The following is a 19,710-nucleotide window of genomic DNA, read 5'->3' as shown; positions in this document are numbered from 1 at the left end:
CCATCGGGCATAAAGGCGACGTGACTGGATCTGCCAGACGTTCGCGTACCACTGGCGAAATTCATCGAACCAAGCCACTGGCTGCGATTCGAAATCGGTAGGTCGCGGCCTTTCCGTGGCCATGCGAGGTGAGTATGAATAGCTCAGCAGGCATTCCTAGCGGCACCGAAAACGCCGTCGATTCGATTCAGCCCCTGGAACCGGGCAGGCCGGACGTGATCCCGACGCCACCAGCGAGCAGTGAACCGGGGGCCGAGGATGATCACATTCCTCTGCCATCTGACGATGAGGCCCCGGTAGAGGAGGAGGGCGCTACGAAGGTGGAGCGAAACAACTCATTGACGCCTGAGCATCCAGGGGAAATTTGAAAAGTTGTCGACCCTTCAGGCCCGGTCGCCTTGAGCAACCGGGCCCGTTGAGCCTCTGGCTACCGCATCCACGAGTTCCAGCAGTTGTTGCCGAGAATAGGGCTTTGACAGGCGGGGGACTTCGGGAATTTGTCCAGGTGCTATAGTTCCTGGCGATATAGAGTCCCTGGTGGTATAGCGCGAGGCCTCGACACGGCAGGGGCGCAGTGACTGTACCCTGATCATAGGTCATGGATGATTCATTACGGGCCACTGTATCCAATCCAGTGAATTCATTGTTGGATTCTCCCGCAACGGCATAAGGAACCGAGGGCACAAGGCGGCTAAGCGAGTCCAGTGGCAGTTGTGCGGTTTCGACTGGGAGAAGTTCACTGTGCCGTTAGTCCAGACAAGCCTCGAGACGTGTCGAAAACCCCTTCTGTCGGTGGTTTGGGTGGCGGATCGAAATTCACCGAACCTTTGCCGGCAGGCTCTGCCTCATGTGTAAGTCTATCGACGAACGGCAAGGAGAGCCTGATGACCAGCAATACTCGATCCCCGCGTCAACTCGAAAGTTTGCGTCGTATCCGAGAGTGGCACTTGGATAGCGCGCTGCGCGCACAACTGGATGGACGAGATGACGAGTCACGTTTTCATATGCACTACTACCGATTGTTAAAGTCGGCGGTCGCGGATCCCGAAACCGATACCGTTGACGGGGCCGCTGCAACAGCCTCAGTGCCCTACGGCAACTGAGGCTGACGCCAGGGGCAAAGGCTGTAACGCCTTAAGGTGCAGGGTCGTTACTGGTGCGAGCCGGGTGCAGCGGGTCAACTTGAGGATCAGACACATCAGGTGAGTCGGGGTCGAAGCCTAATTCTTCCTCATCACTGGATTTACCGGTTTTATCATCAGTCTGAGCATCAGGATCCGAGCCGGGATTAACCGGTGGGGGATTCCAGTCCTCTGGTCGTTCTTCCGTACCTTGTTTGGGCTCCGAAGCGGTTTTTTCGAGGCCTGAATCATGACCTTCTCCGGTACTGGAGACCCCTTGAGTCGGCCCGGGATAAGCAGCCTCCGGTCCGTTGTTATCGATTGACATGGCAATTCTCCTCTCTGAACGCAGTTCATCCGCGCATGAAGTTCAGAGAGGTCGCAGACGTTATAAGTGCACCAAGAGCGACGGGCGGAGCAGGTTTGTGTCGAGCGGCTCAGTACCGCCGGAATGCGTTCAAACTCAGTGTAACTTTCTGGGAGATATCGGCTTCCTTATCCGCATGGATACGCGACTCAAGATGCTCCGTCCTGCTTGAGCAAGGTGCGACCGTCAACGGACAATCTGATGAGTCCGCCAACTTCCAATGGGCACTGAAGGACTATCCACCGTGAATCAAGGTTCGCGAGATTGATGATGGCGCAGGTTTTTTGTGAAACCACGGAGGTTCAGGGCGAATAAAGCGATTTGCAGAATGATCAACGCGTAGGCGTGGACAGGCCAGCCCCAAAGAATCCACAAAACATTACTGGCGATAAAGGCCCAGAATCCCATCATGCGTCGACGAGGTTGCTGCGAGCCTATGAGCCACGCGGCTATTACGGTCACAACCATCGCTGGCCATTGCAGCCAGTCCAAATCGTTCAAATGATCGATCTCCTTAAAATAAGTTGACAGGCGATGCTCATCGGCTACTTACCTGCGCCGTATGCGTCCATTCGAGTTGCGGCTCTGTTCTTTAGAAAACCTCTGACATTCATCCCGCAGAGCGTGATGTCCAGCAGCGCGAGGGCGTAGGCTTCGATATAGAACCCCCAAGCAACCCACAGCAGGTTTCCAATAATGAATATGGCGAAAGCCGTAGTCCGTCTCTCGGCTCGCTTCGATCCGACCAGCCAAGAGGCCAAGACGATCGCCAGCATCGCCGGCCATTGAACCCAGTCCATGTCGCTCCCTACGTTCTGAGGCAACCCTATGTCATTCCGCTATTTGAGACTAATCCGCCGGTGCCATTGACGTTGAACGTGGCGATCTTTAGATCCTGCACCTTTGTGTACCTACGAATAGTCCGAACCTGTTCATGTGAGGGTTCGTCATCCGCAGAGTTCGCACTTTATCGTCTCAGCACGACCATTCGAGAACTTCATCGAACGCTGGGGCAGGCCCCGATCTCGAAATCAGGAGATCGCGAATCTCTTGTGATCAAGCGAGGTGCTTATGAACAGTTCCGCAATACCCGGTGATGATAAAGATGCTAATGATCCAATCCAGCCACTGGAACCCGAAAGTCCAGACGGCATGCCCGACCAGAATCAGGACGACGCTCAAGAGCAAACGAACAACAGCAAGCCCGCGCCAATCCTGGATGGTGACATCTTGGTGGATGAGGATATGTCGGATGTCGAGGCCAATGATTCCGTGTCGCAAGAGCATCCGCCTCAGCGCTGAAGTGGCGCAGATCAGGATGAGCAGCAGCTGGCCAACCGGAGGCCAGAACGAGGTGAGCCATGGGTAAGAAGATCAGCGCTACAGACCTCGACATTGACTTGGGAAAAGCGGATGAACGCGCGTTGTTCAAGTGGTTCATCGCAAGCTTTTTGATGGGCAAGTCGTACTGAATTTCCTTTCGATTGAAGTCCAGTCGATCCTTCAGCGATCCGAACGTGACCGCATGAGAACCCGCCTGGACATCGACCGCTGAGCGCTGGGCGATCACTGGCCTCATGAGAGCCTGGTCACGGTCAGTACCACCGCCGCAATTCGTTCCGCGCGTGAGTAAATGTCGGTCTCAAGTTCTTCTCCAAAGACATCAGGATCGACCTCGCGATACGACCAGCTATAGCCTGGCTTGTCCACCAGTGGTCGGGCGTGTTTCAAAAACAGATCCATCCCGTCAACCCAAGGTGAGCCGGTGTAGAGTACGAGGCTGCCGCCTATCGTCAGGCGGCTCATGGCTTGATCCACAATACGTACAGACAACTCCGAACCCAGGCGGTCCCCGCCGTGGCGGTAGGCGCGTTTCCGGCTGTCCTGCATGTAGGGCGGGTTAGCGACGATCAGATCGAAATCGCCAGAGGCGCTGTCGAGTAGATCGCTGTGCCATGCAGAGACATTATCGGTCTCAGCCAGCGCGGCGTTCACGGCTGTAAACCTCAGCGCCGTGGGGTTGATGTCTAGCGCCAGTACTTGGGCGTCGTGCCTGGCCTTGGCGATCAGGATGGCGCCCGCTCCACTTCCACAGCCTATGTCGACTGCCGTCCGGATGGGATGCGTCGAGGTGCGCAGGTGCTCCTCGATGGCCTGTGCAAACCGGTAGGTGTCAGGGCCGAAGAACACTGAGTCGTTCGAGACGGTGGGGAAAGCGGAGTGCACGAACAGATGATCGTGCAGGCTCGCCCAACGTACTTCGCTGATCCACAGGCCGGCATGGGCGCGCAGGATGCCCCGGCTGAGCAGGGCCTCGAGTTCTGCCTCGGGGAGTAGCTCAGAAGCAAAGGGTCTGTTCCAACCGAAAATGTCTCTGAGGTCGCGTGCCTGATGATTCTCGGCACGGCTGTTATTGCGCTGGTGAGTGAGTGGGGTAACGGTAATGAATCGATAGTCGTCTGCCAGAAGACGCCGTCCCAACTGCAGCAGCGCCAGATCATGGGTTTGATCTTCGGGGTTGATCACATCGAGGGGCTGGGAATGGACAGTAGCTTGGCTCATCGGATTGAAGATCCTTCGGCAAGTTGGCGGGAAAACACACGGGTAGCATCCAGGCCGTCTGGGGTGGAATGCATGGACGGAGACAGGAGGGGGGTCAGGTGCTCAATAGAAAAACACCCTGAGGCTGTTGATGGGCGCTCAACACAAGGTGCTCGACGACGGAATTGCGCGCGAAATGGGCTGGTTTTTTTCAAGAGGTGTTCTGCCCGCCAACTCCCGGCAATCCAGTCCCACAGCAGCTGCATTTCATAGCCGCTGAACACCCCGAACATCGCTGCACCCGGGCCATTGCACAGTTGCCAGAAACGGCTATCAGCCGGATCTTGATGTCGTTTGATCCACCCCTTGTTTTCGAGAGCGGCAAGAAAGGCTCGGCAACGCCCGGGCTCAGAAAGCCATTCATTGACCGTCATGCCATCGAGGCGGCAATAGTCAGAATGCATGTGCTGTCCGAATGCGCATTTGCGTTCCAGCATCGCGACGACTTCCTGCTCAAGATCGAAGCTCGAAATCACAGCCTGGGTGCCTTTGCCCAGCTCGTTGAGGAGATACCCCGTGCGCATCCGTGCGATGAATTCCTCTCGCGAGTCATCGGTGGGCAAGAGATCGAGTACGGCTTGCACGGCCTTGTAGGCGTGGCCCGTGCTGGCGTTGTCGATGGTGACGTGGAGGGTGAAATAGTAGGGGTCGATGCCCAGTTCGTTAAGCTCGAATGCGGTAATCAAGAGATGCAGCGGCAGTTGCTCATAACCCAGGTTGTAGCCCAGCACCTCAGGCAGATACGCGTGGCCTGCATGCCCCAATGCCAGTTGGATGGCGCCTTGTACGTAGTACGCCTGATCAAGCACTTCACGCGGCGCGCAATCATGATCTGCCAGCAGTTTGCGGTAGAGCACGACGTGATTCATGGCTGGATCGCCATCGCCTAGTTCTTCCAGATACGTGCGAATCAGAGGGTGATATCGCCAGTCACCCGCATGATTCACTGCGCCATATAGCCATGCGCCGTCGACCAGTTTGGTCGGTGCCACGTGCTGCAGGAAGTACAGAGCGTGGGCTTTGTTGATAAAGAATTCTCTTCCATGCCCGTCGTGTCGACTTTCCAGATAGTCGCGATAGGCGCTTGCCACCTGTCTTGCGTTGCCCTCGATCCACGCTGTCCAATTGCTGGGGTCGTCAGGAAGCGCTACGGCGTCAGTGTGCTGTTGGGCGAGCGTCAGCTGAGCGTTCAGAAATTCCCGAATCACTGGGAAGGCAACGTCCTGAGGCCGGTTCAAGAGGGCGTGATAGATGGAGACCGCGTCTGATGTTTGCGTCGGTTTCGAGATCAGGCGGTCGGCGACACTTCGCAGAGAAGTCATAAGTAGGCCTACACAGTTTTCTTGGTATGTAGGTGAGAGAAAGGCTTGGAGGATTAATTCAACGAAGTTTGATCGGCGTGGACAGATGACACCGCGGACGTGACCGGAAGGGCGGAGTCAGTATTCCTGGTGCCTGGGTCATCCGGGGTGTGTGGCTTCCACGATGGTTGCGAGGATCTGCTGCATTTCGTCGACGCAGGCCTCCAGCCGTTCGAAGCTGAGCAGCAGGCTTTGCCGTGAATCCACCGTCTGATGGCCGGAAAGCTCATGGCGTTCAGAGGTGTGTCGTTCAGCGAAAGCTTGAATAGCGCTACGCAGTCTGAGCAAGTGCCCTGCCACCTCTGCTTCAGCGTTGGGATGGGAATGGTTCATATGCCCTCCTGACAGGTGATGGGAACGTTTCTGTCGCCGCCTTCAGGCCGAAAGATTGAATTAACACAATTGTCTCGGAGTCGACCGCACACACAAAAAAAGGAAAACACCATGTCTATTTCTCTGCTTGAGTTACGCCACATCATCGAGTCAGGATTTTTGCCTCTCGAATGTCGATGCACGTCACCTTCGGCCAATGAGTTAACCATCGAAATCATCGACCGAGCCACGGGTGCCAATTTAGCGGTAGGTGGGATTGATATCGCGACGTTGGGCACCAGTCGGGCCATCTCGGAATTGATAGGAGAGCTTCGAGCCGAGTTTGCCGCCATGCCCCACACCAAGAAACAACTGCCTCCTAAAATTGCGTGATCAGCCGCTTTATCGCTCCAGTAGGTGGAAAGCAACAGGTCATGATCCACCTACCTCGAACCTGATCCAGCCCCCGTTCCCATGCTCTAGATAATCAATGATTTCTCCTGAAAGCGATGGCCCTCCTGAGGTGCAAATCTGCACGTGTTTGAAACCCGTGGGACGATTCAAATGACCCACGAAGTCCACCAAGCCTAGCCCTTTCGGATATTCACTCCTGAGCTTGATGAAAGCGATGGTGTGCAGGCGACGCGTATGCAATGGGTCTTTGCCAGCAGAAACACACAGCGAAGCGATACCGTCGTAAGAGATGACCATAACGAAATCCTTTTCTGCGCGTGGTGAAATGCGCCGCCGTTGAGAAGCGCGGCGCAGGTGGTGTCAGTTCGCGGCATCACCGCCATGGGCTTTCGCTAGCGCCTTTGCATGCTCCAGGTGGGTCTTCAGTTTTGGCAGGGTGTCGGATGCGAAAGCTTTGAGTTCCGCATCCTTGCCGTCGGATACCTCTTTCTCGAACAGCTCAATGGTCGCTTCGTGAGCCTTGACCTGATTGTTGGCGTACGCCTGATCGAACGACTTGGCGCCTCTGAGTTCAAGAATCATCGCCTTCGCTTTGTCGACCAGCTCAGCACTGTCAGATACCTCAAGATTTTTCGCATCGGCAATCGACTTGAGTTTGGCGTTGGCGGCAGTGTGGTCTTGGACCATCATGTCAGCAAAGCTTTTCACGTCGGCGGCTGTACCCTTTTCCTGGGCCAGCTTCCCGGCTTCCACTTCCGCCACGCCTTTGGCAGAGGCGTCTTCTACGAAATCATCGTCCTGAGCTGCGTAGGCCAGGGGAGTACCCAACGCAGCGATGAGGGCGAACGCTGGAACGGATCTTTTTATTGGATTGAACATGCTGAATTCCTCTTCATTCCTTGATGGACAACGGCTGTCCATGGAGTAGGGAGCGGTGCAATGGACGCATCGTTCCCAGTATTTGCCGAGCGGAAGTATTCACTTTCGGATCGACTACCTACTGAACGGTGCCTACAAGACGTTCTACATTCGGGCAACTGATATGAATAACGCGCAAACGTGGCACTGGGCGACCGTGAACGCTGGGATCGGCCAGCTCCCTAAGTATCGAACTGACCCATCAAAAAGCTGAGTCAACCCCAAGCGGAGAAGCTCGGCGTCACCGATGTAGAGTGGAAGCTGGGGTGACGCCGCGACTGTCAGGGCTAAGCCCATCTGTCGAACATGCTTCTCAACGGTAGCTGAGGAGGTTGTGGCCTCCTGCGGACTATTTGTCGACCATCTCCTTGATGGTGCCCGTAGGCACGCTGATCAAGGCGTATTTGCCTTTTATTTGCACCCATTGCTCGTGCTCAGTCGGCGCCTTCAAGTGGCGGCTTTTCCAGTCTTTGACCTCCATGCTTTCACGTTGATATTCATCGGGGACAGGATCACCCACTTTGTATTCCCTGTCCCCGGTACCAGGGCGATCCAGCGTAACGCTGGGATCATCTGCCGCATAAGAGACGGTTGAGACTGCGCATAGCAGAGCCATGGCTAAAGCAACGATGGGTTGTCTGGACTGCATAGGTCATTCCTTCGGTGGCAACATCCGGAGGATGTTGAGTGGTGAATGCCTGTGGTCACCGCACTTGATGTGGGGACACGGCAATGATCATCGGTACAAAGTTGAGGCGGCTTCGACCGTCAGCAGGGTCACCCCGGCACAGAAGATCACCATTCCCAGCATCAGCCTCGGGCGAGAAATGAAACTGGCAACAGCTCGGGAGTTTTTAAGGTCATCCAAGGTTTGCATGGTGTGTGCTCCGCCTTATCAAATCCGGAAAAATCCGGACGGGCCGTGAGAGGCCCGATTTTAAATCCGTCCCTTAAGATGAGTTCCTCAGCCCAGTATCGTTCCGAGTGATAGATCACTGGAGCATCGGAGTGGCAGAGTTACGCAAGTTAAACGTGCGTACTGGCGGCGTGCCTACAAAGATGGAACGCTGGCAAAGCAGGCTTGCCCACCTCTTGTATGAACAATCGAGACTCAACACCTGACACGTCAGCGCTGTGGCTGTATCGGTCGGTTGATCAGTGCGCTCATGAGCCGTTGCCCGTACAGCCCCACACCCAGGCCTGTCACGATGAGCACCACGGCGACGATTTTGTTGAGTGACAGGTTCTCGTTGAAGATGATCACGGAGCCGAGCAGGCCGAACACCGGCACCAGCAGCGATAGCGGCGCAATCGTGGAGACCGGATAGCGTTTCATCAGGGAATTCCACACCCAGTAGCCGAACAAGGTGTTGGGGTAAACCTGAAACAGGATCGACAGCACAGCGCGATCGTCCATCTGAGTGATCAGCGTTTGATACCCGGTTGTGCCGTTCACCGCGAAATCGAGGGCAAACAGCGCAATGGGTGAAAACGCGCTGGACCACACCAGAAAGGCAAACACGTGCGGGGTCTTGGCCTTCTTGTTGATCACGTTCGCCACGCTCCACGCCAGCGCCCCCATCAATACCAGCGCCAGGCCGCTCGATGTCACGCTCCCGTCGACGATAGCAATGATGCTGAGCAAACCGCAGAAGGCGATGGCCATTCCAGCGATCTGATAACGGGACACTTTTTCTTTGAAGACGCGGGCGCCCAGCAGGATGGTAAAGAACGCGCTGAATTGCAGCACCAGCGACGCGATGCCCGCCGACAGCCCCGACTGGATGCCCAAGTTGACCACGCCCCACAAACCGACGCCAAAGACCAGACCATACCCAGCGAGGTAGCGCAATGGGACATCCGGTTTGGGTATGAAAAATATCGCGGGGAGGGCGCACAGGGTGAACCGCATGCCGGCCAGGATGAACGGGTCGACGGTGGCAAGTCCCAGTTTGATGACCGAGAAGTTCACGCCCCATATCGCAGTGATCGAGATGGCAAGCAGCAGGTGTCTGAGTTTCATAGGGATCTTCCTTGACGGGAGGTTGAGTAACGGGCGGTGACAAACCACAGGAGCAAAGCGGTGGCGCTGATCGACGCGCCCAGCAGGCTGACGGCAGGCCATCCGTAGCGTTCGTAGGTCTGGGTTGCAGCCGCAGCGCCAAGGGCGCTCCCAATGGAGTAGAACAACATGTAGGCGCCGACCATGCGGCTTTGGGCGTCCGGCCGTGCGGCAAAGATCAGGCTTTGATTGGTGACGTGAACGGCCTGAACAGCGAAGTCGAGCACAATCACGCCGCAGGCAAGGGCGAGCAGTGAGGTCTGGGCGAAGCCGATGGACAGCCATGACAGCGTCAACAGGCCCAGAGCGATGCCGCTGACTCGCTGGCCGAGACCTTGGTCGGCCCAGCGACCGGCTCTTTTCGCAGCCAGCGCACCGGCCACACCTGCCAGGCCGAACAAGCCGATGGCCGTGTGAGACAACGAGAGCGGCGGTGCGCTCAGCGGCAATACCATCGCCGTCCACAACACGGAAAATGCAGCGAAGATGAGCAGGGCCAGCAACCCCCGGAGTTGCAATACCGGCTCACTCAGCAGCAATGTGAACAGTGAACGGATCAGCCCCGCATACGTGCCGCCGGTTCGCAAAGGCGGGGCATCGGGCACGCATTTGAACAACACTGCAGTAAGGGTCAGCATCAGCCCCGAAGAAGCGAAATACACCGCTCGCCAATCGGCCATATCAGCGATCAGCCCGGACGTGAAACGTGCCAGCAGAATCCCCAGCACAATGCCGCTGGTCACGGTGCCGACGGCCTGTCCGCGCTGTGAGGGTGGCGCCAGCACTGCCGTGTAGGCAACCAGCACCTGAACAACCACGGCCATCAGGCCGACGATGACCATGGCGCCCAAAAGGACTGGCCATGCCTGTGACGCGCCGACGCCCGCAAGTGCCAGGGCGCAGATTCCGGTCTGAGTCAGCACCAGCCGTTTGCGATTAATCAGGTCGCCCAGTGGAACGAGAAACAGCAACCCCAGCGCGTAGCCGACGTGAGTCATGGTGACCACGATGCCGATCAGCCCCGACGCGACGCCCAGACTTTCAGCCATGGAATCGAGCAGCGGCTGAGCGAAGTAGACGTTGGCGACGGCCAGTCCGCAGGTCACGGACAGCAACAGGCTAAGTGACGCGCCAAGACCGGTGGGCGGTGTGTCGGCATCCGGATTTTCGCCACGAGGCAGCCCCGTTGAGCCGGGTTTTGGCGGGTGACCCGAGGGTGATTTGAACGCTGCTGTCATAACGTCTTCCATGCAGGTAATCTGGTTGCAAATCGAAACCTGACTGGATTTTTGCTTGATCTTGTTTCAAATTACAACCGGATTTGTACGGGTCAAGTCGCTTCCACACAGCCCCATGATTGGAAAGGTAGAAAAATGGCTGACACCTTTTTGCACGACGCTCGGGAATGCCCGGTCGCCAGATCGCTTGAGGCGATTGGTGATCGCTGGTCGTTGATGATCATTCGCGACGCGTTCGACGATATCCGCCGTTTCAGTGAATTTCAGAAGAGCTTGGGGGTCGCCAGGAACATTCTGGCGTCACGGCTCAAAGCGCTGGTCGAGATCGGCGTGTTCGACATCTGCCCGGCTTCGGACGGCAGTGCTTACAAGGAATACGTGCTGACAGACAAAGGGCGAGCGATTTTTCCGATTGTGGTCAGCCTGCGGCAGTGGGGCGAGCGTTTTGAGTTTGAACCTCATGAGACGCGCTCGCTGTTGTTGGACACTGCATCCGGCCAGCCGGTGATGCCACTGGTGGTCCGTTCAGCCAGCGGCGAGCCACTGGGGCCGTCTGATTGTCATCGGATCAGGGTTGTCGCTGGAGGGGACTGACCGGGGTTGCACACCGGGCGAAGATGCCGTGTCCGCGCAGCGCTGGGTTTACCGACGCTCTGAAGACGATTGCATCAAGCCCCAACAGGCGACTGATCCCCGCATTCGGATTTCAACCAGTCGAGGATCGCGCGAATCTCTGGCGAGTTCTGTCTCCCCGGAGAACACAGAAAGTGATAGCCGGTGTCACTGTCCATTTCCTCATCGAGTAACTTCTGCAGCGCTCCCGTGTGCAGTTCATCCGAGATGTGCGAGGTCCGGGCCATGGCCACTCCCAAGCCCCGTATGGCCGCAGAAACGGCCATGTTGGAATGCGGCACGACCAGTGCGCAATTGAGCGAGGAGCGTGTCAGCCCGTGCTTCTGAAGCCAGTAGTCCCAGGAGGGCGTCGAGATTTGCTCGCCATTGGCCATGCTCCTGGCGCGCAGGATGACGGGAAAATCGAGAACGTCCGCCGCGGTTTCAGGAGATCCCAACCGCTGGACGAGGGCAGGGCTGCAAACAGGAAAGATGCGTTCGGCCAGGATGAATTCCGAATACAACCCCGGCCAGGACGCCTCTCGCGCCTCAAGGCGTATGGCGGCTTGTCCGCTTGCATTGTCGAACCTGGAAAAGTCCTCGGTATTGAGCAGAATGCGGATACCCGGGTGTTTGGCATAGAAGGCCGAAAGCCGAGGAATCAGCCAGGTGTTGGCAAAGGAATCATGAACGAACAGTTCGATCGAAACGGGCCCCTGAACGTCTCTGTCGAAGCGTGTGGCCAGCGCTGAGAAATCTTTTAAAAACCGGCGGACGATGGGCAGCAGCTCAACGCCAGCCTGGGTCAGCATCATCGCCCCGGCAGTCCGGGCAAAAAGCTCGGTTTCCAGCAGCTCTTCCAGTTGCCTGATTTGATGGCTGATTGCACTTTGCGTGACATGCAGTTCCAGCGCCGCTTGCGAGAAGTTGAGGTAGCGGGCGCAAGCTTCAAACCCCCTGAGCGCGGCCATCGAGGGAAACTTTCTAGCGGCCATCATCGAGGCTCTGAAGCACATTCATAGGGCATTAAATCCTTTCATTAACCACGGTTCCTTTGGCCGGGACACAATGAGCTTTCTCTGCCGCGATTGTCGACCATGACCTCTTTAGTCCCAGCGCCTGATTCGTCGGATACTAAACCAACCACACGTAAAAGTACGCTCATCGCGGCATGCACCGCGCACGCAACGCATGACGGGCTGAGCGACTTGGTGTACGTGTTCCTGCCAGTCTGGCAGGACATGTTCATGCTCGGTTACGTAGGCTTGAGCGTGCTCAGAAGTGCCTACGCATTGACGTTGGCGGTATTGCAAATACCCGCCGCGTCGTTGTCTGCGAGGATTCGACCGGCGAAGCTGCTTGTCCTGTCAACGGTCATCACCGCGCTGGGCTGGTTGTTGGCGGGCCTGGCAGGTAGCGGAATTGCGCTGGGTGCGGCGTTGGTGGTCGCCGGGGTCGGCGCAAGTGTTCAGCATCCCATTGCATCGGGCCTGGTGTCGCGTGCTTACGGCAAGGCCGCCAAGCGGCCTTTGGGTCTCTACAACTTTGCTGGCGATGTCGGTAAGTCATTGCTGCCTGCCTCGGCGGCGGCACTGTTGGCTTATGGTGCCTACCGCGATGTGGTGATGGTGTACGCGGGCGTCGGACTGTGTGCGGCATGGGGCATCGGAGCACTGCTGAAAAACACCGGCACCCTGGCTGAGCATGCGACGAGTCAAAAGATTTCCAGCACTGGCGAAGGGCGCGGTAACCCACTCGGATTCCGGGCATTGCTCGTCACTGCAGTGCTGGACAGCGCCGTGAGGATGGGGTTTCTCACGTTCCTGCCCTTCGTCATCAAGGTCCATGGCGGTTCGCTGACGCAGACGGGACTCAGCCTGACGCTGGTTTTCATTGGTGGTGCGATCGGCAAGTTCTGCTGTGGCTGGATGGCCGATTCTTGGGGGAGCGCCAGAACGATCATGCTGACGGAGGTCGCGACCGCCGTGCTCATTGTGGCCGTTCTGGTCGCGCCGCTGACAGTGGCCATGCTGGTCCTGCCTTTGCTCGGCGTGGTGTTGAACGGCACCTCTTCGGTGCTCTATGGTGCCGTCACCGATGTGGTTGAGGCACCCGGGCTTGAGAAAGCCTTTTCGATTTTTTACACCGGCACGATTGGCTCCGGTGCACTGGCTCCGGTGCTGTACGGCTATGTGGGCGACCATGCCGGTATCACCGTTGCGGTGACTGTCATTGCGATCACTGCTGCCGTGTCGTTTCTGCCTGTCACGGTCATGGCGGCCAGGCACCGGGATCTCTTTGAACAGCCGCGCTGACCCCCGTCTGTTCTTGAAGCAAACGGGCTGACTTAAAGCAGGAAGGGCGTGCCCTACTGACGCTTACGGTAAGCGCCCGGTTGTATCCCGACCACTTTGGTGAATGCGCGGGTAAAGGCGGCGATGGACTGGTAGCCCACACTGTCGGCCACCGACTCCACGGTGTTGTTGGCCTTGAGCAGTTGCGCGGCGTGACGCATGCGCAGGGCCAGCAGCACATTGCCCGGTGATTGCCCGGCGACTTCATTGAAGCGCTTGAAAAACGCCGAACGTGACAGCCCGGTGCACACCGCCATGCTTTCCAGCGTCCAGTTCTGCCCCGGTTCGGCAATCAGCTGCTCAAGCAAGGTCGCGAATACCGGTTGCCGAGCGAGCGCCACCAGTCCGCCGAGAGCGGGGTTGTCACTGACATGCTGGCGTAGCACGTAAAGAAACAGCAGGTGACTCAAGCGCTCCAGCAATGCCGCCGAGGGGCCGGGTACACGCTGACATTCTTGCAGGATCAGCTCGAACAGGCTGCGTGCCGCGCTGGAGGAAGGATCGTCGGCACGCAGCACGATCACGTCCGGCAACGACTCGACGATCAGCGACGACAACCCCGCCCGGAAGTGAAAGAAACCGCACACCAGCCCGACGCCGTCCGTTGCACGATTGTCCAGCGCCTGCATGTCGACACGCGGCTGGCAGGCGGCGGTCTGGGGATCTTCCTCACCGGACAGTCGATAAGGCAGATCACGCAGCAGAAACACGGCGTCGCCGCTGTCCAGTCTCAGCCCGTGCGCTTGGCCATCGATGTGCAGCCAGCAATGGCCCTGCACCAGCAGATGGAAGCTGGAGCGTGCCAGGCCTTGTGTCGTGGCGTGCCAGCCACCGCAGTATCGGCCGACGTGGAACACGCTGGCGTCCAGTTCAAGGCTCTCTAATAACCAATCGACAAGGGGGCTGGAAGAATTCATCTAAGGGAAACACTCTGGAGCAAGTAATCGCTACTTTAGAATATGGATCGAAATTTTTATAACCAACACACTTGTCGGACGCCCTGTTTCGAGGAGTTCCTACATGTCACGCATTACCGTTCACACACCGCAAAGTGCCCCTGAGGCCGCCAAGCCGTTTTTGGAAAACGCGCTCAAAGCCAACGGCTACATTCCCAATCTGCTCGGCGCACTGGCCAATGCACCGGCTGCGCTGGAGACCTACCTGACCGTGTCCGGCTTGAACGGCAAGGCTGAGCTAAATCTGGCAGAAAGGGAAGTGGTGCAATTGATTGCCGCCACCCAGCATGGCTGTGGTTTTTGCGTCGCCGGGCATACCGCTGTCGGCCTGAACAAGGCGCGTCTTGCTCAGGACGTGGTGGATGCGCTGCGTGCAGGTCATACGTTGCCGGACGCCAGACTGGAAGCCGTGGCGGCCTTCGCGCGTGAAGTCATTGCCACGCGCGGCAACGTCAGCGATGAGACTTACGCCGCTTTTCAGGCCGCCGGTTACACCCAGGGTAACGCGCTGGAAGTGATCCTCGGGGTCAGCCTGGCGACGTTGTGCAATTTCGCCAACGTCTTTGCGCGCACCGAGCTGAACCCTGAACTGGCCAAATACCGCTGGCAGGGCCTGGCAGGCTGATGCTGCGCCTATTTTCGATCCAAGATGAACAAGGAAGCAGACCATGTTTGATCCGGCTCTCGGCCACTGGCTCGACGCCCGCGCCCAGGCGCTAGACCTCGGCACCCAGGAGCCGGAGGACGTGTTGACGCAACTGGCTGGCGCTGATGTCCTGCGCATTGGCGTCGCCGCTGAGTCAGGTGGCGCCGGTGGCACGGTTGCTGATGCGGTGGAAGCCGTGGCGGCAGTTGCCCGGCATTCGCTGGCCGCCGCGTTTGTTTTCTGGGGGCAACGGGCGTTTATTGAATACCTGCTGCAAAGTCCGAACGCCGGTCTGCGTGAGCGTCTGTTACCGGATTTGCTGCAGGGTCGGCTGGCCGGGGCCACCGGGCTGTCCAACGCAATGAAGTTCCTTTCCGGTATCGAGACGCTGCAGGTCCGGGCCGCCGATCGCGATGACGGTTGGGCGCTGGAGGGCCGTCTGCACTGGGTGACCAATCTGCGCAAGAGCGGTTTCGTGGTCGCGGCGGCCATCGAGCCACAGGCGGGCCAGCCTCCGTTTGTACTGGCGATCCCTGAGGGCCTCCCGGGTGTGCGCCGTTCGGACGATCTGCAACTGATGGGCCTGCAATCGAGTAACACGGCAGCGCTGGATTTCACGGATGTAGCGCTAAGCCGCGACTGGTTGCTCCACGAAGATGCCCGGCAGTTCCTGCCTGCGGTACGCCCCGCCTTTCTGGGCTTGCAATGCGGCATGTCCATCGGGCTGGCGCGTCGTGCGCTGGAAGAGGTCAATACCCACCTCGCAGGCACCCGTTCCGTGTTAAGTGATGAGTATCAGACCCAGCGTCATCGTCTCGAAGCCGCTGTCGATGAAGTGAAAGCCGGTTTGCTCGATGGCCGCTTCCTGGCCCGTCCTGCCGAGCTGTTCCGCCTGCGCATCGCCCTGGCTGACTCGGTGGCGAACGCGGTGCAACTGGAACTGCAGGCCAGTGGCGGCAAGGCGTTTCTCAGTGCATACGGCAGCGACTTTGCCCGGCGCTGGCGAGAGTCGGCCTTCGTGCCCATCGTCACGCCAAGCCTGGTGCAACTGCGGGCCGAGTTGCAGCGTCAAGCCGGAAATCACGCAGCATGAGCGGCGTACTGCAAGCGTCAGGCATCAGTTTGGGCTATCCCGGCGAACAGGGCTGGCACACGGTGCTGCAAGGTTTTGACCTGCACGTCGAAGCGGGCGAAGTGGTGTCGATACTCGGCCCCAGCGGCGTTGGTAAATCCAGCCTGTTGCGGGTGCTGGCAGGGTTGCAGAGCGCCCGTGAAGGCGGCGTCAGCGTCGGTGGCGAACGTCTCAGTGGGCCGCACCCGCGTATCGCCGTGGCCTTTCAGGATCCCAGCCTGTTGCCCTGGCTGACGCTGGAAAAGAATGTCGCCTTTGGCCTCGATTTCGCCAGTCAACCGGTGCTGGAGGCGGCAGAGCGAAAGAGGCGGGTCGAGCAGGCGATCGCTGAAGTCGGCCTGAGTCATGCCCGTACCTATCACCCGGCGCAATTGTCCGGGGGCATGGCTCAGCGCACTGCGCTGGCCCGTTGCCTGGCGCGCCATCCGGACGTGTTGTTGCTCGACGAACCTTTCAGCGCACTGGACGAAGTGACGCGCGCCGACATGCAGCAACTGGTGTTGGACGTCACCGCCCGGCACCGCACGGCCGTGGTGCTGATTACCCATGACATCGACGAAGCCTTGTTGCTCTCCAACCGCATCCTGTTACTGGGTGACACCCCGGCGCGGACGGTGGGGGAGTGGCGCATCGACCTGCCACGGCCAAGGGCCGACCGGGTCGAGGAACTGGGCGTGTTGCGTGTCGACATCCTTAAAACCCTTCGGCGGGCGAGCCGCACTCCTCAATCCCATCCTGAAACGCTCGAATCGCCGGAGAATGGCCATGTGCCTGGACGACTTCACTCACACACGTCGCGACTTTCTTAAACTCGGCGCGTTGCTGACCGCAGCCGGTGCCTTGCCGCTGCTCGACAGCCTGCAAGCCCGCGCCGCGAGTGAGCCTGACGCTCCGGTGCGCATTGGCTACCTGCCTATCACCGACGCCACGCCGCTGCTGGTGGCGCACAACAACGGTCTGTTCGAAGCCGAAGGCATTCAGGCCGAGCGCCCCGTGTTGTTGCGCAGTTGGGCGCAGGTGATCGAGGCCTTCATTTCTGGCCAGGTCAACGTCATCCATTTGCTCTCGCCAATGACCATCTGGGCGCGCTATGGCAGCAAGGTGCCCGCGAAGATCGTCGCGTGGAACCACGTTGGCGGTTCAGGCCTCACGGTGGCCCCGCAGATCAGCGAGGTTCGCCAATTGGGCGGGCAATCCGTGGCGATTCCGTTCTGGTATTCGATCCATAACGTGGTGGTGCAGCAATTGCTGCGTGACAACGGCCTGACCCCGGTGAGCAAACCGGCGAACGCCGCCTTGGCCAGCAACGAGGTCAATCTTCTGGTGCTGCCGCCATCGGACATGCCACCTGCGTTGGCCAGCAAGCGCATCGCCGGGTTCATCGTTGCCGAGCCGTTCAATGCGCTGGCCGAGGACCTTCAGGTCGGGCGGATCCAGCGCTTCACCGGCGACGTCTGGCGTAACCATGCCTGCTGCACCGTGTTCATGCACGAGCATGACCTGAACAACCGTCCAGCGTGGTCGCAGAAGGTGGTCAATGCCATCGTCAAGGCGCAAGTCTGGACCCGCGACAACCGCGCCGAAGCGGCAAAACTGCTGTCTCGCGATGGCGACAATCGCTATACGCCTCATGCGCAAAGCGTGCTGGACCGGGTGCTGGCGCCCGCTGTCAGCGAGCGGCAAGGCTATCTCGCCAGCGGTGCGATCCGGCATGCGCAGTGGGACGAGCACCGTATCGACTTCCAGCCGTATCCATTTCCCAGCTACACCGAAGAACTGGTGCGGCGCCTGAAAGACACCTTGATAGAAGGCGACAAGGGCTTTCTGGCTGCTCTCGACCCTCACCAGGTGGCCAGCGATCTGGTCGATGACCGCTTCGTGCGTAACAGCATTGCAGCGGTCGGTGGGCTGAAGACGTTTGGCCTGGCGGAAAGCTTCCAGCGAACCGAGGAGTACGGCGCGTGACGGGCAAGGTGTCTTTTGCCCGCCACTGGGCACTGGGGTTGGCCGGTGTGCTAGCGCTGCTGGTGCTGTGGTGGTTGGGCGTGCGGCTGTTCGGTGGCGGCAGCGGTCTGGCGGCGCGCTTTTCGCCTCAGGAAACCTTCGTCAGCCTGTGGCAGCTACTTGGTCGTCCGGAGTTGTACGAGCATGTGCTGGTCAGTCTGAAACGCATCGTCGTAGGTCTGCTGCTGGCACTGTTGATCGGCGTACCGCTGGGCCTGTTGATCGGTGGCTCGCGCAATCTGGAAGCCGCAACGACCCCGGCGTTTCAGTTTCTGCGCATGATTTCACCGCTGTCGTGGATGCCGGTGGTGGTGATGCTGATGGGCGTGGGCGATCGTCCGATCTATTTCCTGCTGGCGTTCGCGGCGGTATGGCCAATCCTGCTCAATACCGTCGCGGGTGTGCGTCAGCTTGACCCGCGCTGGTTGCAACTGAGCCGTAGCCTGAGCGCCAGTCGCTGGGAAACTTTGAGTCGGGTGATCATCCCCGGCGTGCTGGGCCATGTGCTGACGGGCGTCAGACTGGCCATTGGCATTCTCTGGATCGTGCTGGTGCCGTGTGAAATGCTCGGAGTCAGCGCGGGACTGGGTTACTTCATCCTCGATACGCGGGACCGGTTGGCGTATTCGGAGTTGATGTCCATGGTGTTGCTGATTGGCGTCTTGGGCTTTCTGCTGGATGCCTTGGCGCGCGGGCTGCATCGACGCTGGAGCCATTAACGCGAAAGCCGGGCAAATCGCCCGGCTTTTACCTGTGCCCGCGATTTATTTCCCGTCCAGAAAGTGCGTGACTGCTGCGTTGAAGAACGCCGGGTCCTGAATGAACGCGAAGTGACTGGTGTTGGGCAGGATCAGCAGCCCGGCATGGGGAATGGTGGCGGCGATGTATTCCAGATGATCGCGCTTGATCGCCTCATCATGATCGCCATCGACGATCAGCACGGGCGAGGTGATCTTTTGCAGATCGGCATCGCTCCAATTGGGTTGGCTGGCCCACATGTGGCTGATTTGCTCGACGAAGCCGTCGTACTCCTTCGGCGTGGGCGACAGCTTTGCGTACTCCTTGCCAGCCCGCTCGATGAAGGCAGCGAACGTCGGGTTTTTCTCTACGCCTTCCTTGACCCCGGAGGTTTGCGTGTTCGGCGCGAAGGCGAAGACTTTGCCGGTGCGCTCAGGGTGACGGATCGCCAGATCCAGCCCGATGATCGCACCGTCGCTCCAGCCCACGATATCGGCTTTGGCGATCTTCAGTGTGTCGAGCACGCCGATCACGTCATCGCTCATCAAATCGTAGCCATAAGGCTGGGCGTCTCGCGAGCTGCGGCCATGGCCCCGACTGTCGATGCGGATGACGGTGTGTTTGCCCGTCAGCGCTTTCACCTGATAGCCCCAGTAATCGGAATTCGACAGCCCTCCGTGCAGCAGCACCACGGGCGAGCCGTGACCGGACACGCTGTAGTAGATGCGCGCGCCATTGACCGTGGCGTAGCCGGTTTTGGTGGCGGCCACCGAGGCCGGGGTGGCGGGCAAGGTTTCCCAGCGCTCGGCGGCATGGACGCCTGCGGCAGACATCAGTAGCGAAAAGGCGAGGATCAGTCGACGGTTCATGGCAG

General features: G+C 58.8%; 24 protein-coding genes and 1 pseudogene. 11 read left to right on the top strand and 14 right to left on the bottom strand.

Annotation, left to right across the window (positions count from 1 at the left end; translation table 11 throughout):
• Window positions 1-884 precede the first annotated feature (884 nt).
• Window positions 885-1,103, top strand: coding sequence for a hypothetical protein (locus ACI5GA_RS01540; protein ID WP_404631870.1), 219 nt, complete (start codon window positions 885-887; stop codon window positions 1,101-1,103).
• 31 nt (window positions 1,104-1,134) lie between these two features.
• On the opposite strand, the gene ACI5GA_RS01535 is transcribed toward ACI5GA_RS01540, so the two are convergent.
• The 3 genes from ACI5GA_RS01535 to ACI5GA_RS01525 all read right to left on the bottom strand — a co-directional run bounded on the left by ACI5GA_RS01535 (window position 1,135) and on the right by ACI5GA_RS01525 (window position 2,288).
• Entirely contained in the window at window positions 1,135-1,449 is a 315-nt protein-coding gene (locus ACI5GA_RS01535) for a DUF6021 family protein (protein WP_404631868.1), read from the bottom strand.
• 288 nt (window positions 1,450-1,737) lie between these two features.
• A complete protein-coding gene (locus ACI5GA_RS01530; RefSeq protein WP_404632758.1) occupies window positions 1,738-1,956 on the bottom strand; it encodes a hypothetical protein in 219 nt (72 codons plus the stop codon).
• 77 nt (window positions 1,957-2,033) lie between these two features.
• Entirely contained in the window at window positions 2,034-2,288 is a 255-nt protein-coding gene (locus tag ACI5GA_RS01525) for a hypothetical protein (protein ID WP_404631866.1), read from the bottom strand.
• 271 nt (window positions 2,289-2,559) lie between these two features.
• Between ACI5GA_RS01525 and ACI5GA_RS01520 the strand changes: the two genes are divergently transcribed.
• On the top strand, window positions 2,560-2,790 hold the full coding sequence (locus ACI5GA_RS01520) for a hypothetical protein (RefSeq protein ID WP_421421322.1): 231 nt from the start codon (window positions 2,560-2,562) through the stop codon (window positions 2,788-2,790).
• Window positions 2,791-3,063: 273 nt separating this feature from the next.
• Here the strand turns inward: ACI5GA_RS01520 and ACI5GA_RS01515 are convergent, their stop codons facing one another.
• The 3 genes from ACI5GA_RS01515 to ACI5GA_RS01505 all read right to left on the bottom strand — a co-directional run bounded on the left by ACI5GA_RS01515 (window position 3,064) and on the right by ACI5GA_RS01505 (window position 5,783).
• Entirely contained in the window at window positions 3,064-4,050 is a 987-nt protein-coding gene (locus ACI5GA_RS01515) for a methyltransferase (RefSeq protein ID WP_421421320.1), read from the bottom strand.
• Complete coding sequence (locus tag ACI5GA_RS01510) at window positions 4,047-5,411, bottom strand: iron-containing redox enzyme family protein (RefSeq protein ID WP_421421319.1); 1,365 nt, start codon at window positions 5,409-5,411, stop codon at window positions 4,047-4,049. Before ACI5GA_RS01510 ends, ACI5GA_RS01515 begins: the two co-directional genes overlap by 4 nt.
• 138 nt (window positions 5,412-5,549) lie before the next feature.
• Window positions 5,550-5,783, bottom strand: coding sequence for a hypothetical protein (locus tag ACI5GA_RS01505; RefSeq protein WP_421421317.1), 234 nt, complete (start codon window positions 5,781-5,783; stop codon window positions 5,550-5,552).
• Window positions 5,784-5,894: 111 nt separating this feature from the next.
• On the opposite strand from ACI5GA_RS01505, the gene ACI5GA_RS01500 reads away from it, so the two are divergent.
• Window positions 5,895-6,155: a DUF1652 domain-containing protein gene (locus ACI5GA_RS01500; RefSeq protein ID WP_404631856.1), complete on the top strand. Its 261-nt coding sequence runs from the start codon at window positions 5,895-5,897 to the stop codon at window positions 6,153-6,155.
• A gap of 39 nt (window positions 6,156-6,194) precedes the next feature.
• Here the strand turns inward: ACI5GA_RS01500 and ACI5GA_RS01495 are convergent, their stop codons facing one another.
• Complete coding sequence (locus tag ACI5GA_RS01495) at window positions 6,195-6,473, bottom strand: hypothetical protein (RefSeq protein ID WP_404631854.1); 279 nt, start codon at window positions 6,471-6,473, stop codon at window positions 6,195-6,197.
• A gap of 63 nt (window positions 6,474-6,536) precedes the next feature.
• Window positions 6,537-7,055, bottom strand: coding sequence for a DUF4142 domain-containing protein (locus tag ACI5GA_RS01490; protein ID WP_421421315.1), 519 nt, complete (start codon window positions 7,053-7,055; stop codon window positions 6,537-6,539).
• Window positions 7,056-7,152: 97 nt separating this feature from the next.
• Between ACI5GA_RS01490 and ACI5GA_RS01485 the strand changes: the two are divergent.
• Window positions 7,153-7,364, top strand: a pseudogene (locus ACI5GA_RS01485) (DUF6555 family protein).
• Window positions 7,365-7,443: 79 nt separating this feature from the next.
• Here ACI5GA_RS01485 and ACI5GA_RS01480 read toward each other — a convergent pair.
• The 3 genes from ACI5GA_RS01480 to ACI5GA_RS01470 all read right to left on the bottom strand — a co-directional run bounded on the left by ACI5GA_RS01480 (window position 7,444) and on the right by ACI5GA_RS01470 (window position 10,394).
• Window positions 7,444-7,743, bottom strand: a complete 300-nt coding sequence (locus ACI5GA_RS01480) for an RcnB family protein (RefSeq protein ID WP_404631850.1) — start codon at window positions 7,741-7,743, stop codon at window positions 7,444-7,446.
• 477 nt (window positions 7,744-8,220) lie between these two features.
• Entirely contained in the window at window positions 8,221-9,117 is an 897-nt protein-coding gene (locus ACI5GA_RS01475) for an EamA family transporter (RefSeq protein ID WP_421421313.1), read from the bottom strand.
• Window positions 9,114-10,394 carry an MFS transporter gene (locus tag ACI5GA_RS01470; protein WP_421421311.1) on the bottom strand — a complete coding sequence of 427 codons (1,281 nt, stop codon included), beginning with the start codon at window positions 10,392-10,394 and terminating at the stop codon, window positions 9,114-9,116. The genes ACI5GA_RS01475 and ACI5GA_RS01470 overlap by 4 nt, the downstream gene beginning before the upstream one ends.
• Before the next feature lie 135 nt (window positions 10,395-10,529).
• Between ACI5GA_RS01470 and ACI5GA_RS01465 the strand changes: the two genes are divergently transcribed.
• Complete coding sequence (locus ACI5GA_RS01465) at window positions 10,530-10,988, top strand: winged helix-turn-helix transcriptional regulator (RefSeq protein WP_421421310.1); 459 nt, start codon at window positions 10,530-10,532, stop codon at window positions 10,986-10,988.
• A gap of 74 nt (window positions 10,989-11,062) precedes the next feature.
• On the opposite strand, the gene ACI5GA_RS01460 is transcribed toward ACI5GA_RS01465, so the two are convergent.
• Window positions 11,063-12,004 carry a LysR substrate-binding domain-containing protein gene (locus ACI5GA_RS01460; RefSeq protein ID WP_421421308.1) on the bottom strand — a complete coding sequence of 314 codons (942 nt, stop codon included), beginning with the start codon at window positions 12,002-12,004 and terminating at the stop codon, window positions 11,063-11,065.
• A gap of 99 nt (window positions 12,005-12,103) precedes the next feature.
• On the opposite strand from ACI5GA_RS01460, the gene ACI5GA_RS01455 reads away from it, so the two are divergent.
• Entirely contained in the window at window positions 12,104-13,321 is a 1,218-nt protein-coding gene (locus ACI5GA_RS01455) for an MFS transporter (RefSeq protein WP_421421307.1), read from the top strand.
• A 53-nt stretch (window positions 13,322-13,374) separates the two neighbouring features.
• Here the strand turns inward: ACI5GA_RS01455 and ACI5GA_RS01450 are convergent, their stop codons facing one another.
• The gene (locus ACI5GA_RS01450) at window positions 13,375-14,277 is read right to left on the bottom strand and encodes an AraC family transcriptional regulator (RefSeq protein WP_421421305.1); all 903 of its coding nucleotides are present in this window, start codon (window positions 14,275-14,277) and stop codon (window positions 13,375-13,377) included.
• A gap of 103 nt (window positions 14,278-14,380) precedes the next feature.
• Here ACI5GA_RS01450 and ACI5GA_RS01445 point away from each other — a divergent pair, with 103 nt between their 5' ends.
• The 5 genes from ACI5GA_RS01445 to ACI5GA_RS01425 are packed head-to-tail and all read left to right on the top strand — an operon-like array spanning window position 14,381 to window position 18,817.
• Complete coding sequence (locus ACI5GA_RS01445; RefSeq protein ID WP_421421303.1) at window positions 14,381-14,941, top strand: carboxymuconolactone decarboxylase family protein; 561 nt, start codon at window positions 14,381-14,383, stop codon at window positions 14,939-14,941.
• Window positions 14,942-14,984: 43 nt separating this feature from the next.
• Window positions 14,985-16,055, top strand: a complete 1,071-nt coding sequence (locus ACI5GA_RS01440) for an acyl-CoA dehydrogenase family protein (RefSeq protein ID WP_404631834.1) — start codon at window positions 14,985-14,987, stop codon at window positions 16,053-16,055.
• The gene (locus ACI5GA_RS01435) at window positions 16,052-16,903 is read left to right on the top strand and encodes an ABC transporter ATP-binding protein (protein ID WP_421421300.1); all 852 of its coding nucleotides are present in this window, start codon (window positions 16,052-16,054) and stop codon (window positions 16,901-16,903) included. Before ACI5GA_RS01440 ends, ACI5GA_RS01435 begins: the two co-directional genes overlap by 4 nt.
• Window positions 16,860-18,059, top strand: a complete 1,200-nt coding sequence (locus ACI5GA_RS01430) for an ABC transporter substrate-binding protein (protein ID WP_421421298.1) — start codon at window positions 16,860-16,862, stop codon at window positions 18,057-18,059. Before ACI5GA_RS01435 ends, ACI5GA_RS01430 begins: the two co-directional genes overlap by 44 nt.
• An 8-nt stretch (window positions 18,060-18,067) precedes the next feature.
• The gene (locus ACI5GA_RS01425; protein ID WP_421425421.1) at window positions 18,068-18,817 is read left to right on the top strand and encodes an ABC transporter permease; all 750 of its coding nucleotides are present in this window, start codon (window positions 18,068-18,070) and stop codon (window positions 18,815-18,817) included.
• A 45-nt stretch (window positions 18,818-18,862) separates the two neighbouring features.
• On the opposite strand, the gene ACI5GA_RS01420 is transcribed toward ACI5GA_RS01425, so the two are convergent.
• Window positions 18,863-19,705 (bottom strand): alpha/beta fold hydrolase, encoded by an 843-nt coding sequence (locus ACI5GA_RS01420; RefSeq protein ID WP_404631828.1) that lies wholly within the window; start codon window positions 19,703-19,705, stop codon window positions 18,863-18,865.
• Between the last annotated feature and the right edge of the window lie 5 nt (window positions 19,706-19,710).

The sequence above is a fragment of the Pseudomonas sp. Pseu.R1 genome, from assembly GCF_045764065.1.
Taxonomy (GTDB): Bacteria; Pseudomonadota; Gammaproteobacteria; order Pseudomonadales; family Pseudomonadaceae; genus Aquipseudomonas.
The sequence above is the reverse complement of the archived record's forward strand: the minus strand, read 5'-3'. Positions and strand labels throughout refer to the sequence as shown.